We start from the raw sequence: 18,365 nt of genomic DNA, 5'->3' as shown, positions 1-18,365 counted from the left end.
TCGCGCGAACCAACGGAGGACGACGACGTGCGCACGATCGAGTTCGAAGATCTGAAGTGGCGCCTCTCCGCCCACGGCGAACTCCCCGAGGGAGCTCCGTCCTCCGCCGGGGCGAGCCTCCCGGCCGAGGTGCCCGGAGCCGTTCACGACGCGCTGCTGCACGCGGGGATCATCACCGACCCGTTCCGCGGCCGTTCCGAAGAAGCCAGCGCGTGGGTCGCGGACACCGATTGGTCGTACGAGACCACCGTCGAACTCGGCGCGCCTTCAAACGGGACGACCTGGCGGCTCGAATTCGATGGGCTCCAGACCATCGCCGAGGTACGGGTGAACGGCGAGACCGTCGGTCGCACGGAGAACATGTTCCGCCGCTATGCGTTCGACGTCACCGACCTGCTCAGAGGCGGTCGCAACACGATTCACGTGGTGTTCCGCTCCACCGTGGCCGAGATGAATGCCCGGGCGGCGGCGGACGGGATCGACTACCCCTTCGACTGGGCGCACCCGTACAACCGGGTGCGGACCATGGCGTCCAGCGTGGGGTGGGACTGGGGTCCCACGCTCGTGTCGGCGGGGTTGTGGCGGACGGGTCGGCTGCGCGCGCTCACCCCGTCGGCGTTCGACGTCACGGCCGTCCACACGCGCGTCTCCGACGACCTCCGTCGCGGTACCGTGGTCATCGACGTCGCCCAAGCCGATGCCGCGGTGACGCAGGACGTGGTCATCAGCATGGGAGAGCACGAGTGGGTGCGGCCGATCACCGGCACGCACACGCGGATCGACGTGCACGTCGACGACCCCGAGCTGTGGTGGCCGCGCGCCCTGGGTGCAGCCACCCGGCATACGCTCACCGTCCGTTCCGTCAGCGACCCCTCCGCGCCTCCGACGGTCCGCAAGGTGGGGTTCCGGCGCGTGGACGTCGACACGGCGGCGGACGAATACGGCCGCGCCTTCACCGTGAGGATCAACGGGCGCCCGATCTTCGTGCGGGGGGCCAACTGGATCCCCGACGACGTGTTCGCCGCACGCCTCACCCGCGAACGCTACGCACAACGCATCCAGCAGGCGGCCGATGCGAACATCCACCTCCTCCGGGTCTGGGGCGGGGGAGTGTACGAGGGCGACGACTTCTACGATCTGTGCGACGAGACGGGGATGCTCGTGTGGCAGGACTTCATGTTCGCCTGCGCCGCGTACCCCGAGACGGAGCAGCTGTCGACCGAGATATCGGCCGAGGCCGCGGACGTCGCGATGCGGATCTCCGGGCACCCCTCCGTCGTGGTGTGGAACGGCTCCAACGAGACCGAACTGGGCTGGCACGGCTGGGGCTGGCAGGAACGGCTCCAGGGCGCGCCGTGGGGTGAGGACTACTACCGCCGCATCCTGCCCGAGGCCCTGCATCGCCACGACCCGGATGCGGTGTACATCCCCTCCAGTCCCACATCGATGACACCCGGTGTCGCACCCAACGTTCCGGAAGAGGGGACCGCCCACCTGTGGAACCCGTGGAACCGCTTGGACTACGCCCACTACCGCGATTCGGTACCCCGTTTCACGGCCGAGTTCGGATGGCAGGCCCCGGCGAACTGGTCCACCCTCGCCGATGCGATCGGCGACGACGAGGTGCGCGCCGACGCCCCCGCTCTCATCGCGCACCAGAAACAACCCACGGGGATGCACAATCTCCGAGAGCGGATGCGGATGCGCTTCCCCGACATCGAGCGGATCGAGCAGACTCCGCATCTGTGGCACTTCGCGACCCAGCTCAATCAGGCCGAGGCCATCCGGACCGCGGTGGAGCATTTCCGCTCGTGGTGGCCCCGGGCCGCGGGCAGCATCGTCTGGCAGCTCAACGACACCTGGCCGGCCCTGTCATGGTCCGTCCTCGACTACGGCGGCGGGCGCAAGCTCGGGTGGTTCGCTCTCCGACGCGCCTACGCCGACCGGCTCGTGACCATCCAACCCCGCGAGGCGGGGCTGTCGATGACGGTGGTCAACGACACCGACGAGGACTGGACGGGAGCAGCGCTCTTGCGCCGCATCGCCCTCGCCGGGCCCGTCACCGCCTCGGGGGAACTGCCGTTCGCCGTCGCCGCGCGCTCCGTGCAGACCCTCCGCATCCCCCACCACCTCTCACTGCCGAGCTCGGAACGCCGCGAGATCCTCGTGGCCGACATCGAGGGGCACACGGGAGACACGGCGATGCGGGCGACCCACACCTTCGCGATGGACGAGTTCGTGCATCTGCCCGCTCCGCAGTGGTCGGCGTCGGTGACCGCTCGTCGAGAAGACGCGCACCACGTGACCACCGTGGCCGTGACGGCCCGCACGGTCCTCACCGGTCTCAGCATCCTCGCCGACAAGGTCGACCGTTCGGCGGTCGTCGACAGCGCCCTGGTGACGCTTCTGCCCGGTGAGACCCACGTCTTCTCCGTGACGTCGTCCGTCCCCCTGGATCCGGAGGCGCTGACGAGCACGCCGGTCGTGATGACCCGCAACGAGTTCCACCGGTGACCCGCGTCGACGAGATCCTCGCGGGAATGACGCTGCGCGAGAAGGTCGGCCAGCTCAACCAGCGGCTCTACGGGTGGGAGAGCGTGCGGCGCACGCCCCGCGGCTGGGAGCTCACCGATGCGTTCCTGTCCGAGCTCGAACGCTGGTCGGGCATGGGCGCGCTCTACGGGCTCTTCCGCGCGGATGCCTGGTCGGGGATGCACTGGGCCAACGGCATCCACCCGGAGGACCGGGCGGAAGTCGCGGCCCTCGTGCAGAGCGCGGTGACGGCCGGCTCCCGCCAGGGGACGGGGGTGCTCATCTCCGAAGAGGCACCGCACGGCCACCAGGCACTGGGCGCACCGCTGCTGCCGGTGAACCTCGCCGTCGGGGCGACGTGGAACCCGGCCCTGCTCGAAGAGGCCAGCGCCGCCGTCGCGGCATCCCTGCGCGCCCAGGGCGTGCATCTCGCCCTGGTATCCACGCTCGACGTGCTCCGCGACGCTCGGTGGGGCCGGTCGGAAGAGTGCTTCGCCGAGTCCCCGGAGCTCGCGGTGGCCATGACCCGTGCCGTCGTGCGCGGGATGCAGGGCGCCGACCGCTCGCGGCTGCACGACTCCTCGGGTGTCGGCGTGGTTCTGAAGCACTTCGCGGCGCAGGGCGACGGCATGGGAGGCCGCAACGGGCAGACCGCGTCGCTGGGCATGCGGGAGCTTCGGGAGACCCATCTCCGCGCGGCGCGCGCGGGAGTGCGCGAAGGCGCCGTCTCGGTCATGGCCGCCTACACCGACATCGACGGCGTTCCGTGCGTGGCCGACCGCGAGCTGCTCACCGGCATCCTCCGGGGAGAGTGGGGCTTCGACGGGGTGGTGATGGCCGACGGCAAGTCCGTGGATCGCATCATCCGCCAGCTCGGTACCCCACGGGCCGCTGCCGCCGCTGCCGTGACGGCCGGCGTCGACCTCAGCCTGTGGGACGAGTCGTACGCCCACCTCGAAGAAGCCGCACACGCGAGCGAGACCGTTGCGGTCGCCGTCACGCGCGCGTGTCGACGGGTGCTCGCGCTGAAGGAGCATTTCGGTCTGCTCGCCCCGCCCAGCGCTCCCGCGGAGCGTGGCGAGGTCTACGCGGCGGCCGTCGACACCGTGCGCGCGTCGTCCGCGGAGATCGCCGCGCAGTCGGTCGTTCTGTTGAAGAACGCCGATGCGCTCCCCGCCCGCTCGGATGCGCGGCGATGGGTCGTCATCGGACCGAACGCCGAGGAGCCCACCGCGCTCCTGGGCGACTACGTCTCCCCCATCGGCCCGGAGGGCGTGCCCAGCGTCGCCGCCGAGATCCGGCGCGCGGGCGAGGCCAGGGGGGTGAGGGTGATCACCCTCCCTCCGGCCGCCCTGACCGCGGGACTCCTCTCCTCCGCCGCGAGGGACGAGGTGGCCGGCGCCGACCACGTCTTCGCCGTCCTCGGCGGCACCAGCCATCGGGGCGACGGCGACACCTTCGCCGACAACGGCGCTGCGGTGTCGGCGGCCGACGCGGATGCGGGCGAGGGGGTCGACCGCGCCAGCCTCGAGCTGCCGCACGCCCAGGACGAGTCCGTCCGCGCCCTCAGAGCGGCGACCACCGCCCCTCTCACCGCCATCGTCATCGCCGGGAGACCCTACGTCCTCACCGGGCTCGCCGATCAGGCGGACGCCGTGCTCTTCTGCGCCTACCCGGGCCCCTCGGGCGGGCGCGCCATCGCCGACATCGTGACCGGGGTGCGCCAGCCCGTCGGACGTCTCGCGGCCTCCCTCCCCGCGGCCACGGGCGTCACGCCGCTTCACGACGACGACCGCCACGCCGCCGACGGCATCTATCACGATGCATCCGAGCCGCTCTTCGCGCGTATCGGGGCCGGTTGCGGATACGCGCGGGTGTCATCGAGCGATGTCGCGCACACCGCCGACGCCGCGGGCGTCGTGTTCACGGTGCGGCTCGCGCACGTGCCGACCTCATCGGCATGGCGCGGGGATGCGTCCGAACTCGTCCGCGTGCTTGTCGAGCGGCGCGGCAGTGTGGTCGTACCGCGGCGCTCCGAACTCGTGTCGTTCGAGCGCGTCACCCTCTCCCCCGGTGAGACGACGCATCTGCGGATCGCCGTCGCGTCGGACCGCTTGTTCGTTCCCCCCGCGGAACGCGCCCCGTTCGCCACTGTCACGACGTCCGTCGACGTGGTCGTGGGGGACACGATCCATCGCATCGAGCTTCAGCCCCGAACGCCGTCCTGAACGGCCCGGCGCGGGGGCTCGACGCGACCGACTACCGCGCCTCCATCTCCCGGCGCACCTCGTCGCGCAGCTTGCCGAGGTTCTCGGGGTCGGGCGCGGCGTCCAGCAGCGTCTTGGTGTAGTCGTGCTGCGGGTTCATGATGACCTCCTCGGCCGATCCGCGCTCCACGATGTCACCGCGGTAGAGGACGATGAGGTCGTCGGAGAAATGGCGGGCCGTCGCCAGATCGTGGGTGATGTACAGCACACCCAGGTCGTGCTCCTCCTGCAGCTCGGCGAGCAGGTTCAGGACTCCGAGGCGGATGGACACGTCGAGCATCGAGACGGGCTCGTCGGCGATGATGAACCGCGAGCCGGGTGCCAGCGCCCGGGCGATGGCGACGCGCTGGCGCTGGCCGCCGGACAGTTCGTGGGGTCGGCGTGCCGCGAAAGTGCGGGGCAGCTGCACCCGATCCAGAAGCTCCAGGGTCCGGCGGTCGATCTCCGCGGTCTTCGCGCCGGGGTTCTGCAATCGAAGAGGCCGTTCGATGTGGTGCGCGATGGTGTGGAAAGGGTTGAGCGAGGCGAACGGATCCTGGAACACCATCTGCACCGAGGCGCGGTACGACGACAGCCCCCGACCGCGGTCCGCCGTCGCCGCGCCGTCCAGGAGCACCTCTCCGGAGGTGGGCTGCTCCAGCTTCATCAGCATCTTCGCAACCGTGGATTTGCCGCTCCCCGACTCTCCGACGAGAGCGATGGTGCGTCCGGCATCCAGTGTGAAGGAGAAGTCCTTCACCGCGTGGAGGATGGTCGACCTCATCCCGGAACGCGTCTTGTAGTCCTTCTTGAGGTTCCGCGCCTCGAGGACGCTGCGCGTGGTGGTGGTGCTCATCGCTGCTCCTTGCTCGCCGGGACACCGCGGACGAACTGACCGTGCTCTCCCCGGAGTCGCGGGAAGCTGGCGAGCAGTTTCTTGGTGTACTCGTGCCGTGGGGCCCGGTAGATGGTCTCGGCGGTGCCCTCCTCGACGATCTGGCCCTGCAGCATCACCGCGATGCGGTCGCTGATCTCGATGAGCATGGGGAGATCGTGCGTGATGAAGATCACGGCGAAGCCCAGTCGCTCCCGAAGCTTCATGATCTCGCGGATGATCCCGCGTTGGACGACCACGTCGAGGGCCGTCGTCGGCTCGTCCATGATCATGATCTGCGGATCCAGCGCGAGAGCCATCGCGATCATCACTCGCTGCCGCATGCCGCCGGACAGTTCGTGCGGGTAGCTCGTCAGACGATCGGGATCGACCCCGACCATGCGCAGCAGCTCCTGAGCGCGCTCCGTCTTCGCGGACCGTGACATGCCGGGGCGGTGGGTGTCGAGCACGTCGAAGAGCTGCGACTTCACCGTCGTCACGGGGTTGAGCGAGTTCATGGCGCCCTGGAACACCATCGAGATCTTGTCCCAACGGAAGGTGCGGAGCGCGTCGCGCGACAGCGACACCACGTTGATGTCCTCACCGGAGCGGTCGTGGAAGATCACCTCGCCCGCCGTCATCAGCGCCGGGGCCTTGAGCAGACGGTTCAGGCCGTAGGCGAGGGTCGTCTTACCGCAGCCGGACTCCCCCGCAAGGCCGAGGATCTCTCCCCGGTTCAAGGTCAAGGACACGTCGCGCACCGCCTGGACGGGCGGGGTCACCTCGTACGTGATCGAGATGTTCCGAGCCGTGAGCACCGGCTGCGTGGGCGCGGTCATGCGGTGACCCCCTGTTCCTTCGCTACCTTGCGAACACGGCGGGCCGCGGCCGGCGCCGTGCGCAGCTTGGGGTTGATGATCTCGTCGATGGAGAAGTTGATGAGCGCGAGTCCGCAGCCGAAGAGCGCGATCATGATGCCCGGCGGAACGAACCACCACCAGGCACCGGTACCCAGCGCCTGCCCGCTGCGTGCGTCGTTGAGCATGGTTCCCCACGTGATCGAGTCGGTCGCCCCCAGCCCGAGGTACGACAGACCTGCTTCGCCGAGGATGGCGAACACCACGGCGAAGAGGAACTGGCCGGTCAGCAGCGGCAGCATGTTCGGCATCATCTCGACCAGGATGACCCGGCCGGGTTTCTCACCCGACACTTTGGCGGCGTTGACGTAATCGCGCGCGCGCACGGACCGCGCCTGCGCGCGCAGCACGACGGCCGAACCCGCCCAGGACGTGACACCGAGGACGAGGGCGACGAGGAGCCAGGTGCGCGACTGGAAGTACGTCGCGATGACCATCACCAGCGGAAGCCCGGGAATGACCAGCATGATGTTCGTCACCAGCGAGAGGGCCTCGTCGCGCCAGCCCCCCAGGTAGCCGGCGAGGATGCCGAAGAACATCGACAGCACGATCGCCAGCCCGCCGGCCACGAGACCGACCAGCAGGGAGCCCTGCCCGCCGTTGGCCAACTGCGCGAGCACGTCGTAGCCGAGTTTGGTGGTGCCCAGCGGGTGCTCCCACGACGGCGGCTGCATCGCCGCGTTGCCGGAGTTTCGGGGGTCCTGCGTGAAGAACGGCCCGAGGAAGGAGAAGAGGGTGATGGATATCACGAGGAACAACCCGGTCGCCAGCTTGGCCGACATCCGAGGCAGGAACCTTTTGCCCGGACGCCGTCCGCGACGCGTCGCGAGCGCTTCCGTGCGCGGCGGAACGGTCGAGACGTCTCGCGTGACGGGAGAGTCGTCGGTGTTCAGGTGCTGAGTGTTAGACATTGTGACGCGCCCGGGGGTCGATGAATCCGTATACGAGGTCCATGAAGAAGTTCGCGGCCAGAACCGCGATGGTGATGACGAGGAAGACTCCCTGCATCAGCGCGTAGTCGCTGTTCTGGACAGCTTGGAAGAGCAACTGCCCGATGCCGGGATAGGTGAAGACCTGCTCCATGACGATGGAGCCCGCCACGACCGATCCCAGGGTGATCGCGAACCCGGCGACCGAGGGGATGACCGCGTTGCGCGCGGCGTACGCGGCGAAGATGCGACGCGGACGCAGTCCCTTCGCTTCCGCGGTCGTCACGTAGTCCTCGGCGAGGGTCGAGACCATCATGTTGCGCATCCCGAACAACCAGCCGCCGACGGAGCTCAGGACGATCGTGATCGCCGGAAGCACGGCGTGCGCCGCAGCATCCGAGAGGAAGATCCAGGATGCCTCCGGCCCGTTCGGGAACTCGAAGACGCTGTATCCGCCGAAGACGGGGAACCACCCCAACCCGACCGCGAAGACGGCGATGAGGATGAGGGCGAGCCAGAAGTACGGGATGGACTGCAGCCCGGTCGTGGCCGGGATGATGTGGTCGACCCACGTCCCGCGCTTCCATCCGGCCCATGCGCCCAGTGCCACACCGAGGATGAAGGAGATCAGTGTCGCCATTCCGACGAGGACGAGGGTCCAGGGCAGGGCGCCGGCGATGAGGTCCACCACGGGAGTGGGATAGCGCGTCACCGAGATGCCGAGGTCACCTCTGACGAGGCTGCCCCAGTACTGCATGTACTGCTCCCAGAGCGTCGCGTCGCTGGAGCCGAGCAGCGCCTGGACGTTGCGGACGGTGGCCTCGGAGACCGACCCGCCGTCCCGCTCCAGTTTGATCAGGATGGCGTCCGCCGGGTTCCCGGGCATGAGGCGCGGGAGGAGGAAGTTCAGAGATATCGCCACCCAGAGGGTGACGGCGTAGAAGCCGAGCTTTCGTGCATAAAAGGCCATCTCGTTTTCTTCCTACTCCCGCGCTCTCGCAGACGTGCGTTACTGGACGCGCTTCAGCTTGCTGAGGATGTACCCGTTCTGCCCGCGCTCGGCCGGAGCCGGGAACGCGTACAGGTCATCGTTGGTCGGCCATCCCGTGTAGTCGCCCGTGTTGTAGAAGATCTGGGTGGCGTTGACCACCAGCGGGATGTACGGCAGGTCGCGGACGATCTCCGTCTGGATGGTGGCGTACGCCGCCTTCTTGGCCGCCTCGTCATCGGTGACCGTTGCCGCGAGGATCGCTTCGTCGACGACGGGGTTGTTGTAGCGGACGTAGTTGTAGCGCGCCGTCGGCAGGCGTTCGCCCACCGGTGAGGTCGAGCCGACGGCCTCCCCGCCGAACCAGTCCCGGTAGATCTGGTAGGGGTCGGCGAGCGAGGGCCCGACGATGCCGCCCAGCGCGAGCTGGTAGTTGCCCGTCTGGCGGGCGTCGGCGAATTCCTGGTTCTGCACGGTCGATGCGTTGATCTGCATGCCCGATGCGACCGCTTCTTCGGCGATGAGCTTGGCCGCGTCGTTGTAGTCCGTCCAGCCGTCGATGGAGATGAGGTTCATCTCGACGCGCTGGCCGTCCTTCGCGTAGATGCCGTCCGAGCCCTTCGCGTAGCCCGCGGCCTCGAGGATCGACGCAGCCTCATCGGGTGCGGCCTGCTGGGGGCTGACGGCGTTGGCCTCATCGGCGAGCCACTTCTCGTCGCGCGGGAGCAGCGTGAAGGCGGGCGAGATGTCCCCCGACCGACCGACGAAAGCCTTCTCCTTGATCTCGGCGCGATCGACGGCCGCGTTCAGGGCTTGGCGCACGGCCAGATCGGTCTGCGGACCGGTGCAGCCCAGGGCGGCGTTCGAGCAGGTGTAGATCGCCGTCGGATCCTGCGGGGGCGCGTTCAGGAAGGTGATCCTCCCGTTGGCCGTCACGGGGTCGGGGTTCGGGATGAACAAGCCCGCCCAGTCGAGTTCACCGGCCGCCAGGAGGTCCTGGACGGTCTGGTTGTCGTTGATGGCGACGTACTGGACCCGCGTGATCTCGAGGTCGTCGGCCTCGCGGTAGTTCTCGTTCGCGGTGAGCGTGTACGACTCGGCGCTGACGCTGTCGACGACGTAGGGACCGGAGCCCACGGGCGCGTCGTTGGTGAAGGTCGAGAAGTCGTCGACGTCCGACCACACGTGCTCCGGAAGCATCCAGGTCTGACCCAGCCGCGCGAACACGTTCGCGAACTGCGGCGAGTCGAAGGTGAGGACGGCCGTGGTGTCATCCGTCGCCTCCGCCGAGACGAGGCCCACGCCTTCGGGGTTGTTGGCCTCGTACATGAAGGTGAATACGACGTCCTCGGCAGTGAGGTCCTCGCCGTCGCTCCACTTGAGCCCGTCCTTCAGCTCGATGGTCAGCTGGGTGCCGTCGTCGTTGAACTCGTAGGAGTCGCCGAGCAGGCCCACCGGTTCGGTGTCCGCCGCCTTGTTGAAGAGGAAGAGCGACTCGTAGACCGGCCCGAGCACCTTGAGCACCGTCGGCGAGAACGGGTTGAAGTTGCCCTCGACGGGGGTCTGATCGCCCGCCCAGACGCGCAGCGCGCGGTCGGTCGAGCCGCTGCCGCCACCTGCGGTGCAGGCGCTGAGAGCGAGAGCCACCGCGGCTGCGGCCGCAAGAACTCCCAAACGGTACTTCTTCTGCATGTGGTCGGGTCCTTCCCATGATGCTTCGTTGCGCTACCCGTGGTGCATGGGTTTGTCAGGGGCACAACGTAACACCCGCTCTTGCCCAATAGCAAAAGACAGGCGGTGCTGCGAATTCGCCGATATACGGCTCGTGCGCCAGGACGACCGGAGGCGATCGAGCGGAAGAGGGTGGCCCCGGGATTGTTTGTATATAGTGCAGTCAAACAGTTTCACCGTGACGGACCACCAGAAAGCTCACCATGACCTCGCCACCGCTCGACGCCGCACGAGTGGCGGCGCGCGTCGATCCGGTCACCGGCTCGGGGTACCGGATCGGTTTCGACATCGGGGGGACGAAGACGCTGGGGATCGTGCTGGGCCCCACCGGCGAGATCGTCGCTCGGGCTCGGATCGCCACGTTGTCCGGCGCCGAAGGTCTGCTCGACACCATCCACGAAGCGGCCCGCAGCCTCGCGAGCGCCTCAGGATTGGACGTGTCGAACGTCGACGCCATCGGTATCGGCATCCCGGGACTGGTGAGCGCACGCAGCGGGGTCATCGAGCACGCCGTCAACCTGCGCATCGCGAAGCCCGTCGCTCTCGCCCGGCTGGTCCGTGAGCGGTTGGGCTACGCCGGTGACGTCCGCGTCGAGAACGACGTCAACGTGGCCGCTCGCGGGATCGTGGAGGAGTTGGGCCTGCACGACCGGGTGGTCTCGCTCATCTCCGTCGGAACCGGCCTGGCGGCCGGCCTCGTCGTGCGCGGAGAGCTGTGGCGCGGGGCGGCCGGTATCGCCGGCGAGATCGGCCATGTGCCCATCGATCCGCACGGCCCGATGTGCGGATGCGGGCAGCGAGGATGCATCGAGCAGTACGCCTCGGGAAGCGCCCTCGCGCGCATGTGGCCCGTCGCGGCCGGGCAGCAGCCGGCGTCCAGCATGTTCGACGCGGCGGACGCGGGGAACGCGACCGCCGTGGCCGTACGGACGAAGTTCTCCTCCGCCCTCGCCACCGCGATCCAGATGATCGCCCTGTCGGTGGATCCGGACCTCATCGTGCTCGGCGGGGGCGTGGCATCCGTCGGAGAACCGCTGCGGCTCGCCGCGGCCAACGCGCTGCGCGAGAGGTCGAGGCACTCCGCCTTTCTGCGTGCCCTCCGCCTGGAGGAGCGGCTGATCGTCGCGTCGAAGGGCAGCACGACCGCCGCGGTCGGCGCCGCCACCCTCGGACCGTAGACGCGGCCCCTCCCCGCCCGTTCAGGCGAGGCGGGCGTTGACGGCCGGGTCGCGGGTCAGCGTGCTCCGGTTCCGTGCGAGGTGTCACCGTGAGAAGTGAGCGCCAGCGCCGCCCTGCGGTGCCCCGCCTCGAGACGGACGTGGGCCGACGCCCCGGCGAGGTAGGCGTCGAGCCACCCCGCCGCGAAGGCGTCGCCGGCCCCCGTCGGCTCGACGACCTCGACGCGAGCAGCGGGAACGCGGGTGAGGACGGCGCCGGTGTATTCGACGGCGTCGACGTCTGCGTCCTTCACGACGAGGTGACGCGGTCCGCGGAGGAGCTCGGGGATCTGAGCGGCGCTGCAGCCCCACACGCGAGCTGCCTCGTCGGCACCCACGAAGCAGACGTCCGCCGCACGGGCGAGGGCCAGGAGGGCGTCGGGGGTCGCCGCGTCCGCGAGCGCGGGACGGTGGTTCACGTCGAAGCTGACCAGGGCGTCTGCGAAGACCCGGTCGACGCACACGCGGCGCAGCAGCTCGAGACCGGTGGCGGAGATCTGCGCCGTGATGCCACTGACATGCACGATCCGCGGCTGCACCCTCTCGGCGAGGTGGTCGGCGAACGGGGCGTCCATCGTGGATGCTGCGGACCCCGAGCGGTAGTACAGGGGGCGCACTCCGTCGTTCTCGGGACTCTTGAAGTACACCCCGGTGGGTGCCGAGGTGCGCTCGACGTAGCTCACGTCGATGCCGGAAGCGGCGAGCTCGTCGACGATGAGGTCGCCGAAAGCATCCCTGCCCACCCTGCTGGCCCACGCGACGCGATGGCCCGCCGCCGCGAGCCCCCCGGCGACGTTCGACTCCGCCCCGCCGACGTGCAGTGCGAGCGGGCCGCCGACGCGGAAGGGCAGGGCATCCTCCGGGGCGAGGACGGCCATCGTCTCCCCGACGCAGAGCACGTCGATCGGCGTGCGTTCACGGGCGGGCATCATCGCGCACCGCCCGCGGAGTGACGAAGCGCGCGCCCGGCCCGCCGCTGCGTGGGCCGGCCGCGGTCGATGACCAGCTCACCGCCGATGGTCACGTACGTCATGCCGTCGGAGTCCCGTCGGGGGTCGTCGTACGTGCTGACGTCGCCGATGCGCAGGGGATCGAAGACAGCCAGGTCGGCCACGGCGCCCTCCGTCACCGTCCCGCGGTCGGTCAGCCCCAGACGACGCGCGGGACTGCCCGCCAGGTGCCGGATGCACTCCTCGAGCGTGAAGATCCCCTGGCGCCCGGCGTACTCCCGGATGTACCGGGGGAACGTCCCCCACCCGCGGGGGTGCGGGCGTGCCCCGACGAGGATCCCGTCGCTGCCGCCCATGTGGCGCGGGTGACCCATGATGGCGCGGACGTTCGCCTCGTCGCCGATGTGCATCAGGATGCCGGTCCTGAGCCGGTCGCGGCGGAGGATCTGCACCGCCGCGTCGAAGCCGGTAGGCGGACTCCCGAGTGCGGGCTCGCCCACCAGCTGCGAGATCGTCCGCCCCGCGCACTCGGCGAGCGCCGCGCTCTCCACGCTGGAGATCTGCAAGGCGTCCCAATCCATGATCTCCCCGTGCGAGGCGTCGGTGCCGGTCTCCTCCCACGCCACGCGGAGTCCTTCCACCGCATCGGCGTCTCCCAGAAGCGCCAGCGCCCCCACCACGCCTCCCTCGGTGAACCTCGCGGGCAGGAGGGCCGCGAGCGTGGTCGCTCCCGCCAGGTAGGGATAGGAGTCGAGCGTGACGTCCACGCCGTCGGCGACGGCGCTGTCCACCAGGTCGAGCAGCTCGTTCGCCCTGCCCCGATTCGGGGCGAAGTTCATGGTGGCGTGCGTCAGGTGAACGGCGCACCCCGTGTCTCGGGCGATCGAGATCACCTCGCTGTACGCCTCGATGGCCGCTCGCCCGTAGCTGCGGGTGTGCGGGGACCAGTAGCCGCCGTACTCGGCGACGACCTCGCACAGGGCCGCGAGCTCGGCGTACGAGGCGTGCATCCCCGGAGCGTAAGTCAGACCGCTGGACAAACCGAACGCACCGGCGTCGAGGCCCTCACGAACGAGTCCGCGCATCCGGTCGATCTGGCCCGCGGTCGCCGCCTGCGCACCGTGCCCGACCACCATCATGCGCACGTTGCCCTGGGGGACAAGGTAGGCGCAGTTGGTCGGGATCCCCTCGTCGAGCGCGGCGAGGTAGGCATCGACCGTGCGCCAGGTGAAGCGCGCGTCCGGCAGATCGCCGTGCCAGCCGCCGATCCTCTCCCGAACGTCTGCGAGCGTCTCGCGGTCGACGGGGGCGTACGAGAGGCCGTCCTGACCGATGACCTCCGTGGTCACCCCCTGGCGGAGCTTCGCGGTGTGCGACCCCGGGCGCAGTACCTCGAGATCGGAGTGCGCGTGCATATCGATGAATCCCGGCGCGAGGATCAGACCCGCAGCATCCAGGACGTCCTCGTCCGCCTTCGGCGCGATCCGAGGAGAGACGGTCTCGATGCGCGCACCCGCGACCCTCACGTCGGCCTCGTACCTCGGCGCCCCCGTGCCGTCGACGACGACCGCTCCCGTGATCAGCACAACGACACTCCCGTCGGGTTAGTACCATGTCCATACAAACATAGTCGGCCCCCGTCGGGTCAGCCGTGACGTCGAGGGGGACGAGATGACCAATGTGACCGCAGCCGTGGACCGATATCTGGACGAGCACACCGACGATCTGCTCGCGCTCGTCACCGAGCTGGTCTCCATCGACAGTCAGATCCCGCCGTGGGGCGACGAACGGCTCGTCGTCGCGCGCCTGGACGGCATCCTCGCCGAGATGGGCGTGCTCGACCGTCGGATCGTCGAACCCGTTCGCCACCGTCCGAGTCTGATCGCACGCATCCCCGGCGCGGGCGGAGGACGCACGCTCCTGCTCTGCGGGCACGTCGACACCAAACCCGTCGGCGACGCGGCAGACCAGTGGCGTTCCGACCCGTTCGCGGCCACGCTCATCGACGGCGACCTCGTCGGTCTGGGCACGACCGACATGAAGGGGGCCGTCGCCGCGATGCTGATCGCGGTGCGGGCGGTGCAGGCGAGCGGAGTCGTGCTGCGAGGAGACGTCGTCCTGGGGCTGCTCGCTGACGAGGAGGCCGGAGCCGGCGCGGGAGCACGTCTGATCGCCCCCCTTCTCGCGGACGCCGGCATCGACGCCGCGCTCATCGGCGAGCCCAGCGGATGGACTCGCGACTGGCAGGGTATCCACCTCGTCTCCCGGGGCATCCTCGGCGCGATGGTGACCGTCGGCGGAACCCAGAAGCACTCGGGACTGTCCGACAGGCTCCCCACCGTCAACGCGGCGCTGAAGGCGGCGGAACTGATGCTGGATGCGGCATCGAGCCTGTCGTTCCCCTCCGCGCGAGTGGGTGCCCTGGAGGCTGCTCCGACCGTGACGGTGGGGGTGACCCTGTCGGCGGGGGTGTCGTTCGGCGTCACCCCGGGAAGGGCCACCTTCGGCCTCGAGATCCGCACGGTTCCCGGTATGACTCCGCGATCCGTCGCCGACGGCATCGAGTCGTGGCTCGACGGTCGCCGCGCCGCAGACCCGGAGCTCGAGGTGTCCTACACGCTCGCTCCGGGGCTCGAGTGGCTTCCCTGGAGCGTCGTCGAAGACGACTCCCCCGTGGTCCTCGACTTCTGCGGGACCGAGGACGCGGGCGCCCCGTGAACGTCAGCCCTTGACCGAGCCCCCCGTGAGACCCGTCGCCATCCGCGACTGCACGAACATGAACACGATGATCACGGGGATCGCGATGAGCGCGGAACCCGCCATCACCGCACCCCAGTCGGTCGCCTCGAAGGGCGAACTGAAGCGACGTAGCCACAGCGGGAGGGTGAGCGACCCGGGGTCGGTCATGACCACGAGCGCGAGCGTGTACTCGTTCCACGACGCCAACAGGGCGAACACCCCCGAGGCGACGAACCCCGGCGCGAGCAACGGCATGGTGACCCGCATGAAGGCCCCGAAACGGCTGCAGCCGTCGATCTGGGCCGCCTCTTCCAGCTCGTAGGGGATCCCGTCGACGAAGCCCTTGAGCATCCAGATGGTGATGGGGATCGAAGCCCCCGCGTAGAGAAGCGCGAGCCCCACGACCGAGTTGATGAGTCCCCAGCCGTCCATCATCCGGTACTGCGCGATGAAGAGGGCTTCAGCGGGGATCATCTGGACGATGAGGATGGTCAGCAGGACCGCCCGCTTGCTGCGGAACCGGAACCGGCTGAGCGCCGCCGCGGCGAGGACCGCGCTGAACAGCGACACCACCACCGCGATGGCCGTGACGGTCGCGCTCTGCGACATCGCCCGCCAGAAGCTGCTGTCGGCGAGCACCTCGCCGTAGGAGGCGACCGAGAACGGGAAAGGCACGAGGTTGGCGTTGGCGCCGTAGACCCCGCTGTAGGACTGGAGGCTGCTGTTGACCATCCAGTAGACGGGGAACACCCACACCACGGCCGCGAGGAGGGTCAGTGCATTGAGGAAGAACGACCCGGTGCGCGTTCGGAGGCGTGGTCCGCGACGGCGAGGGGGGAGCGGGGTCGTCGGGGTGGCGTACTGGACACTCATGCGTCGCCTCGTCTCATCAGTTCACGCACGTAGCCGAAGGTGATCACGAGGGTCAGCAGGAGCATGATCATCGCGATGGCGGACCCCGAACCGTAGTTGCCCTGTCCGAGTCCCACTTGATAGATGTACGTGCCGAGGAGGTTGGTCTCGCTCGCCACCGCGCCGCCGTCCTGTAGAACGGAGATCTGCGTGAAGACGCGCAGGTCCCAGATGATCTGGAGGAGCCCGACGAGGAGAAGCATCGGGGCGATCCAGGGCAGTACGACGTGACGGAACCGCTGGGCCCCCGTCGTGCCGTCGAGTTGCGCCGCCTCCAGCACCTCGGTGTCGACCTGCGTCATCGCGGCGTAGGTCATCAGCATGACCAGGGGCACGCTGCCCCAGATCACGACCGCCGCGGCGATGGCGAAGAACGACACCGGATCGAGGAGCCAGCCGTGATTCGCGAACTGAGTGAATCCCATCGCGACCAGCGCGTTGTTCACCACTCCGTTTCGGGTGTTGAAGAGCCATTGCCACACCGTGAGCGATGACAGGTGGGGCGTCGCCCACGCGAGGAGCATCGCTACCTGCAGGCTCACGCGCACCCATGCCTTCACGCGCCCCATGAGGATGGCGGCGAGCACACCGATGACCATCGTGGCGGTGGCGCAGACGGCGGCGAAGAGGAGGGTGCGCCACAGCACCGCCCAGAACCCGGGGTCGGAGAGGACGGCGATGTAGTTGCTCAGCCCGACCCAATCAGCGGGAGCGCCGAACTGCTGTCGCAACCCGAACTCCTGGAACGACATCAGGAACTGGGTGACGAGGGGGTACCCCTGCGCCACCACCATGATCCCCACGGCGGGGAGTGCGAGATAGAGCGGGGTCAGGTTGCGACGACGCCGCCGCGGTGCCGGGGCACTCGTCACCGGCGGGCTTTCGCTACTCCCGGCCACGGGGGCGGCAGTGATGGTCATGGGCTCTTCCGTTCGGGAGGAGGGGCTGCGAGCAGAACTCGCAGCCCCTCAACGGTGGGGTGGAGGGGCTGAGCGATCAGCCGTTGAGGAGGGACTCGATCTTCCCGTCGAATTCCGCACCCAGGGCTTCGATGTCCTCGCCCTTGGCCACGCGAACCAGAAGCTCGCGGATGACGTCGTTGCTCTCCACGACAGCCCAGTTCTCGGCCAGGGGAGTGGCCTGCGCAGCCGCCACCGCCTCCAGCTCCGCGGCGCCCACGGCGGTCTCGGCGAGCGGCGCACCGTATGCCTGATTTCCCGGGACCCAGCCGGCCTTCGCGAAGAGAGTCTGGAACTCCTCGCCCATGATCATGCGGATGAGCTCGCGGGAGTTCTCCTGGTTCGCAGAGTTCTTCGAGATCGCGATGTTCGATCCGCCCGCCAGAGTGGCACCGGGCGTTCCCGCCTCGAGACCCGGAAGCACCATGACTCCGGTGTCCTCCTGGATGGCCGGATCGATCTTGTCCCACGTGAGGCTCAGCGAGGTGAACATGCCGGCGCGTCCCTCGTTGAAGACGGCGTAGGCCTGCTGGTAGTCCTGGGTCGTCGACGTCGCCGCCGTGAGACCACCGGTCTCGTACATCTCCTGCAGCTCCGCCATCGCCGCCTGTCCTTCGGGGCTCGACAGCGTGCCCTTCCACGTGCCGTCCTCGTTCTGCTCGGCGTAGTTCGAACCGTTCGTGAAGAACCATCCCGTCGCCGCACCCCAGTCGGGGGCGGGCATGTAGAAGCCCTCGAAGTCGGTCGTACCCGCGGGGTTGGCCGCCTGCAGTGCGGCGGCGGCGGCGGTGAGCTCGGGCAGCGTCTCCGGCACCTCGATGCCGGCGGCCTCGAGAAGGGACTCGCGGTAGAAGACGATGCGCGATCCGGCGAACAGGGGTGCGGCGTACAGCGCGTCCTCGTACGAACCGGTGTCGACGAGGCTGGGGATGAGGTCATCCCCGCCGATCTCCTCGGTCATGTCCGAGATGTCGGTGAGCGCGCCGGCCGCGGCGAAGGCGAGCACCTGCGTGTTGCCGAGTTCGACGACGTCGGGCGTCTGCTGCGGGCTCGAGAGGGAGGTCTGCAGCTTCGTGACGATGCCGTCCCAGTCCTGGATCTCGATAGTGAGCTCGGCGCCGTCGTGCTGGGTCGCCCACTCGTCGACGAGCCACTGCTGGGCCTCGTCGGAGACGTCGCCGCGCATGAACCAGACGGTCAGGTCGGCGCTCTCCGGTCCCGAGCCGGCATCGGCCGACGCGCAGGCGGTGAATGCGAGGGCGGCCACCGCGACGGACGCGATGGCTGCGGTGATGCGTGGGGTTCTCATGGGTACGCCTCTCAGGGGTGACTACGGTGTCTGGATGAATACTGCCATTTTGTTTGTACAGT

Annotated in this window: 14 protein-coding genes; 4 read left to right on the top strand and 10 right to left on the bottom strand. The window is 68.9% G+C overall.

Translation table 11 applies throughout. The annotated features are described in order from the left end of the window. Window positions 1-27: 27 nt before the first annotated feature. A complete protein-coding gene (locus DEU34_RS13365) occupies window positions 28-2,514 on the top strand; it encodes a glycoside hydrolase family 2 protein (protein ID WP_183042486.1) in 2,487 nt (828 codons plus the stop codon). Continuing rightward, window positions 2,511-4,760, top strand: coding sequence for a glycoside hydrolase family 3 N-terminal domain-containing protein (locus DEU34_RS13360; RefSeq protein ID WP_121151038.1), 2,250 nt, complete (start codon window positions 2,511-2,513; stop codon window positions 4,758-4,760). The genes DEU34_RS13365 and DEU34_RS13360 overlap by 4 nt, the downstream gene beginning before the upstream one ends. Window positions 4,761-4,791: 31 nt before the next feature. Here DEU34_RS13360 and DEU34_RS13355 read toward each other — a convergent pair whose 3' ends face one another. The 5 genes from DEU34_RS13355 to DEU34_RS13335 are packed head-to-tail and all read right to left on the bottom strand — an operon-like array spanning window position 4,792 to window position 10,178. Continuing rightward, a complete protein-coding gene (locus DEU34_RS13355; protein WP_121151036.1) occupies window positions 4,792-5,634 on the bottom strand; it encodes an ABC transporter ATP-binding protein in 843 nt (280 codons plus the stop codon). Continuing rightward, entirely contained in the window at window positions 5,631-6,491 is an 861-nt protein-coding gene (locus DEU34_RS13350; protein WP_121151034.1) for an ABC transporter ATP-binding protein, read from the bottom strand. Before DEU34_RS13350 ends, DEU34_RS13355 begins: the two co-directional genes overlap by 4 nt. Continuing rightward, entirely contained in the window at window positions 6,488-7,480 is a 993-nt protein-coding gene (locus DEU34_RS13345; RefSeq protein WP_121151033.1) for an ABC transporter permease, read from the bottom strand. Before DEU34_RS13345 ends, DEU34_RS13350 begins: the two co-directional genes overlap by 4 nt. Further along, entirely contained in the window at window positions 7,473-8,468 is a 996-nt protein-coding gene (locus tag DEU34_RS13340; protein WP_121151031.1) for an ABC transporter permease, read from the bottom strand. Before DEU34_RS13340 ends, DEU34_RS13345 begins: the two co-directional genes overlap by 8 nt. A 39-nt stretch (window positions 8,469-8,507) precedes the next feature. Further along, window positions 8,508-10,178, bottom strand: a complete 1,671-nt coding sequence (locus tag DEU34_RS13335; protein WP_121151029.1) for an ABC transporter substrate-binding protein — start codon at window positions 10,176-10,178, stop codon at window positions 8,508-8,510. A gap of 242 nt (window positions 10,179-10,420) precedes the next feature. Here DEU34_RS13335 and DEU34_RS13330 point away from each other — a divergent pair, with 242 nt between their 5' ends. Continuing rightward, the gene (locus tag DEU34_RS13330; RefSeq protein WP_121151028.1) at window positions 10,421-11,395 is read left to right on the top strand and encodes an ROK family protein; all 975 of its coding nucleotides are present in this window, start codon (window positions 10,421-10,423) and stop codon (window positions 11,393-11,395) included. 56 nt (window positions 11,396-11,451) lie between these two features. Here DEU34_RS13330 and DEU34_RS13325 read toward each other — a convergent pair whose 3' ends face one another. Both DEU34_RS13325 and DEU34_RS13320 read right to left on the bottom strand, forming a co-directional pair. Continuing rightward, window positions 11,452-12,366: a sugar kinase gene (locus DEU34_RS13325; RefSeq protein ID WP_121151026.1), complete on the bottom strand. Its 915-nt coding sequence runs from the start codon at window positions 12,364-12,366 to the stop codon at window positions 11,452-11,454. After that, complete coding sequence (locus tag DEU34_RS13320; RefSeq protein ID WP_121151024.1) at window positions 12,363-13,970, bottom strand: amidohydrolase family protein; 1,608 nt, start codon at window positions 13,968-13,970, stop codon at window positions 12,363-12,365. The genes DEU34_RS13325 and DEU34_RS13320 overlap by 4 nt, the downstream gene beginning before the upstream one ends. Window positions 13,971-14,055: 85 nt before the next feature. On the opposite strand from DEU34_RS13320, the gene DEU34_RS13315 reads away from it, so the two are divergent. After that, window positions 14,056-15,102 (top strand): M20 family metallopeptidase, encoded by a 1,047-nt coding sequence (locus DEU34_RS13315; protein WP_121151023.1) that lies wholly within the window; start codon window positions 14,056-14,058, stop codon window positions 15,100-15,102. Window positions 15,103-15,105: 3 nt separating this feature from the next. Here the strand turns inward: DEU34_RS13315 and DEU34_RS13310 are convergent, their stop codons facing one another. The 3 genes from DEU34_RS13310 to DEU34_RS13300 all read right to left on the bottom strand — a co-directional run bounded on the left by DEU34_RS13310 (window position 15,106) and on the right by DEU34_RS13300 (window position 18,303). Continuing rightward, window positions 15,106-15,996 (bottom strand): carbohydrate ABC transporter permease, encoded by an 891-nt coding sequence (locus DEU34_RS13310; RefSeq protein ID WP_121151021.1) that lies wholly within the window; start codon window positions 15,994-15,996, stop codon window positions 15,106-15,108. After that, window positions 15,993-16,955, bottom strand: a complete 963-nt coding sequence (locus DEU34_RS13305; RefSeq protein WP_121151019.1) for a carbohydrate ABC transporter permease — start codon at window positions 16,953-16,955, stop codon at window positions 15,993-15,995. Before DEU34_RS13305 ends, DEU34_RS13310 begins: the two co-directional genes overlap by 4 nt. Before the next feature lie 76 nt (window positions 16,956-17,031). After that, on the bottom strand, window positions 17,032-18,303 hold the full coding sequence (locus tag DEU34_RS13300; protein WP_121151017.1) for an extracellular solute-binding protein: 1,272 nt from the start codon (window positions 18,301-18,303) through the stop codon (window positions 17,032-17,034). Window positions 18,304-18,365: the final 62 nt, after the last annotated feature.

Origin of the sequence: Microbacterium sp. AG1240 (assembly GCF_003635115.1) — a bacterium.
Taxonomy (GTDB): Bacteria; Actinomycetota; Actinomycetes; order Actinomycetales; family Microbacteriaceae; genus Microbacterium.
The sequence above is the reverse complement of the archived record's forward strand: the minus strand, read 5'-3'. Positions and strand labels throughout refer to the sequence as shown.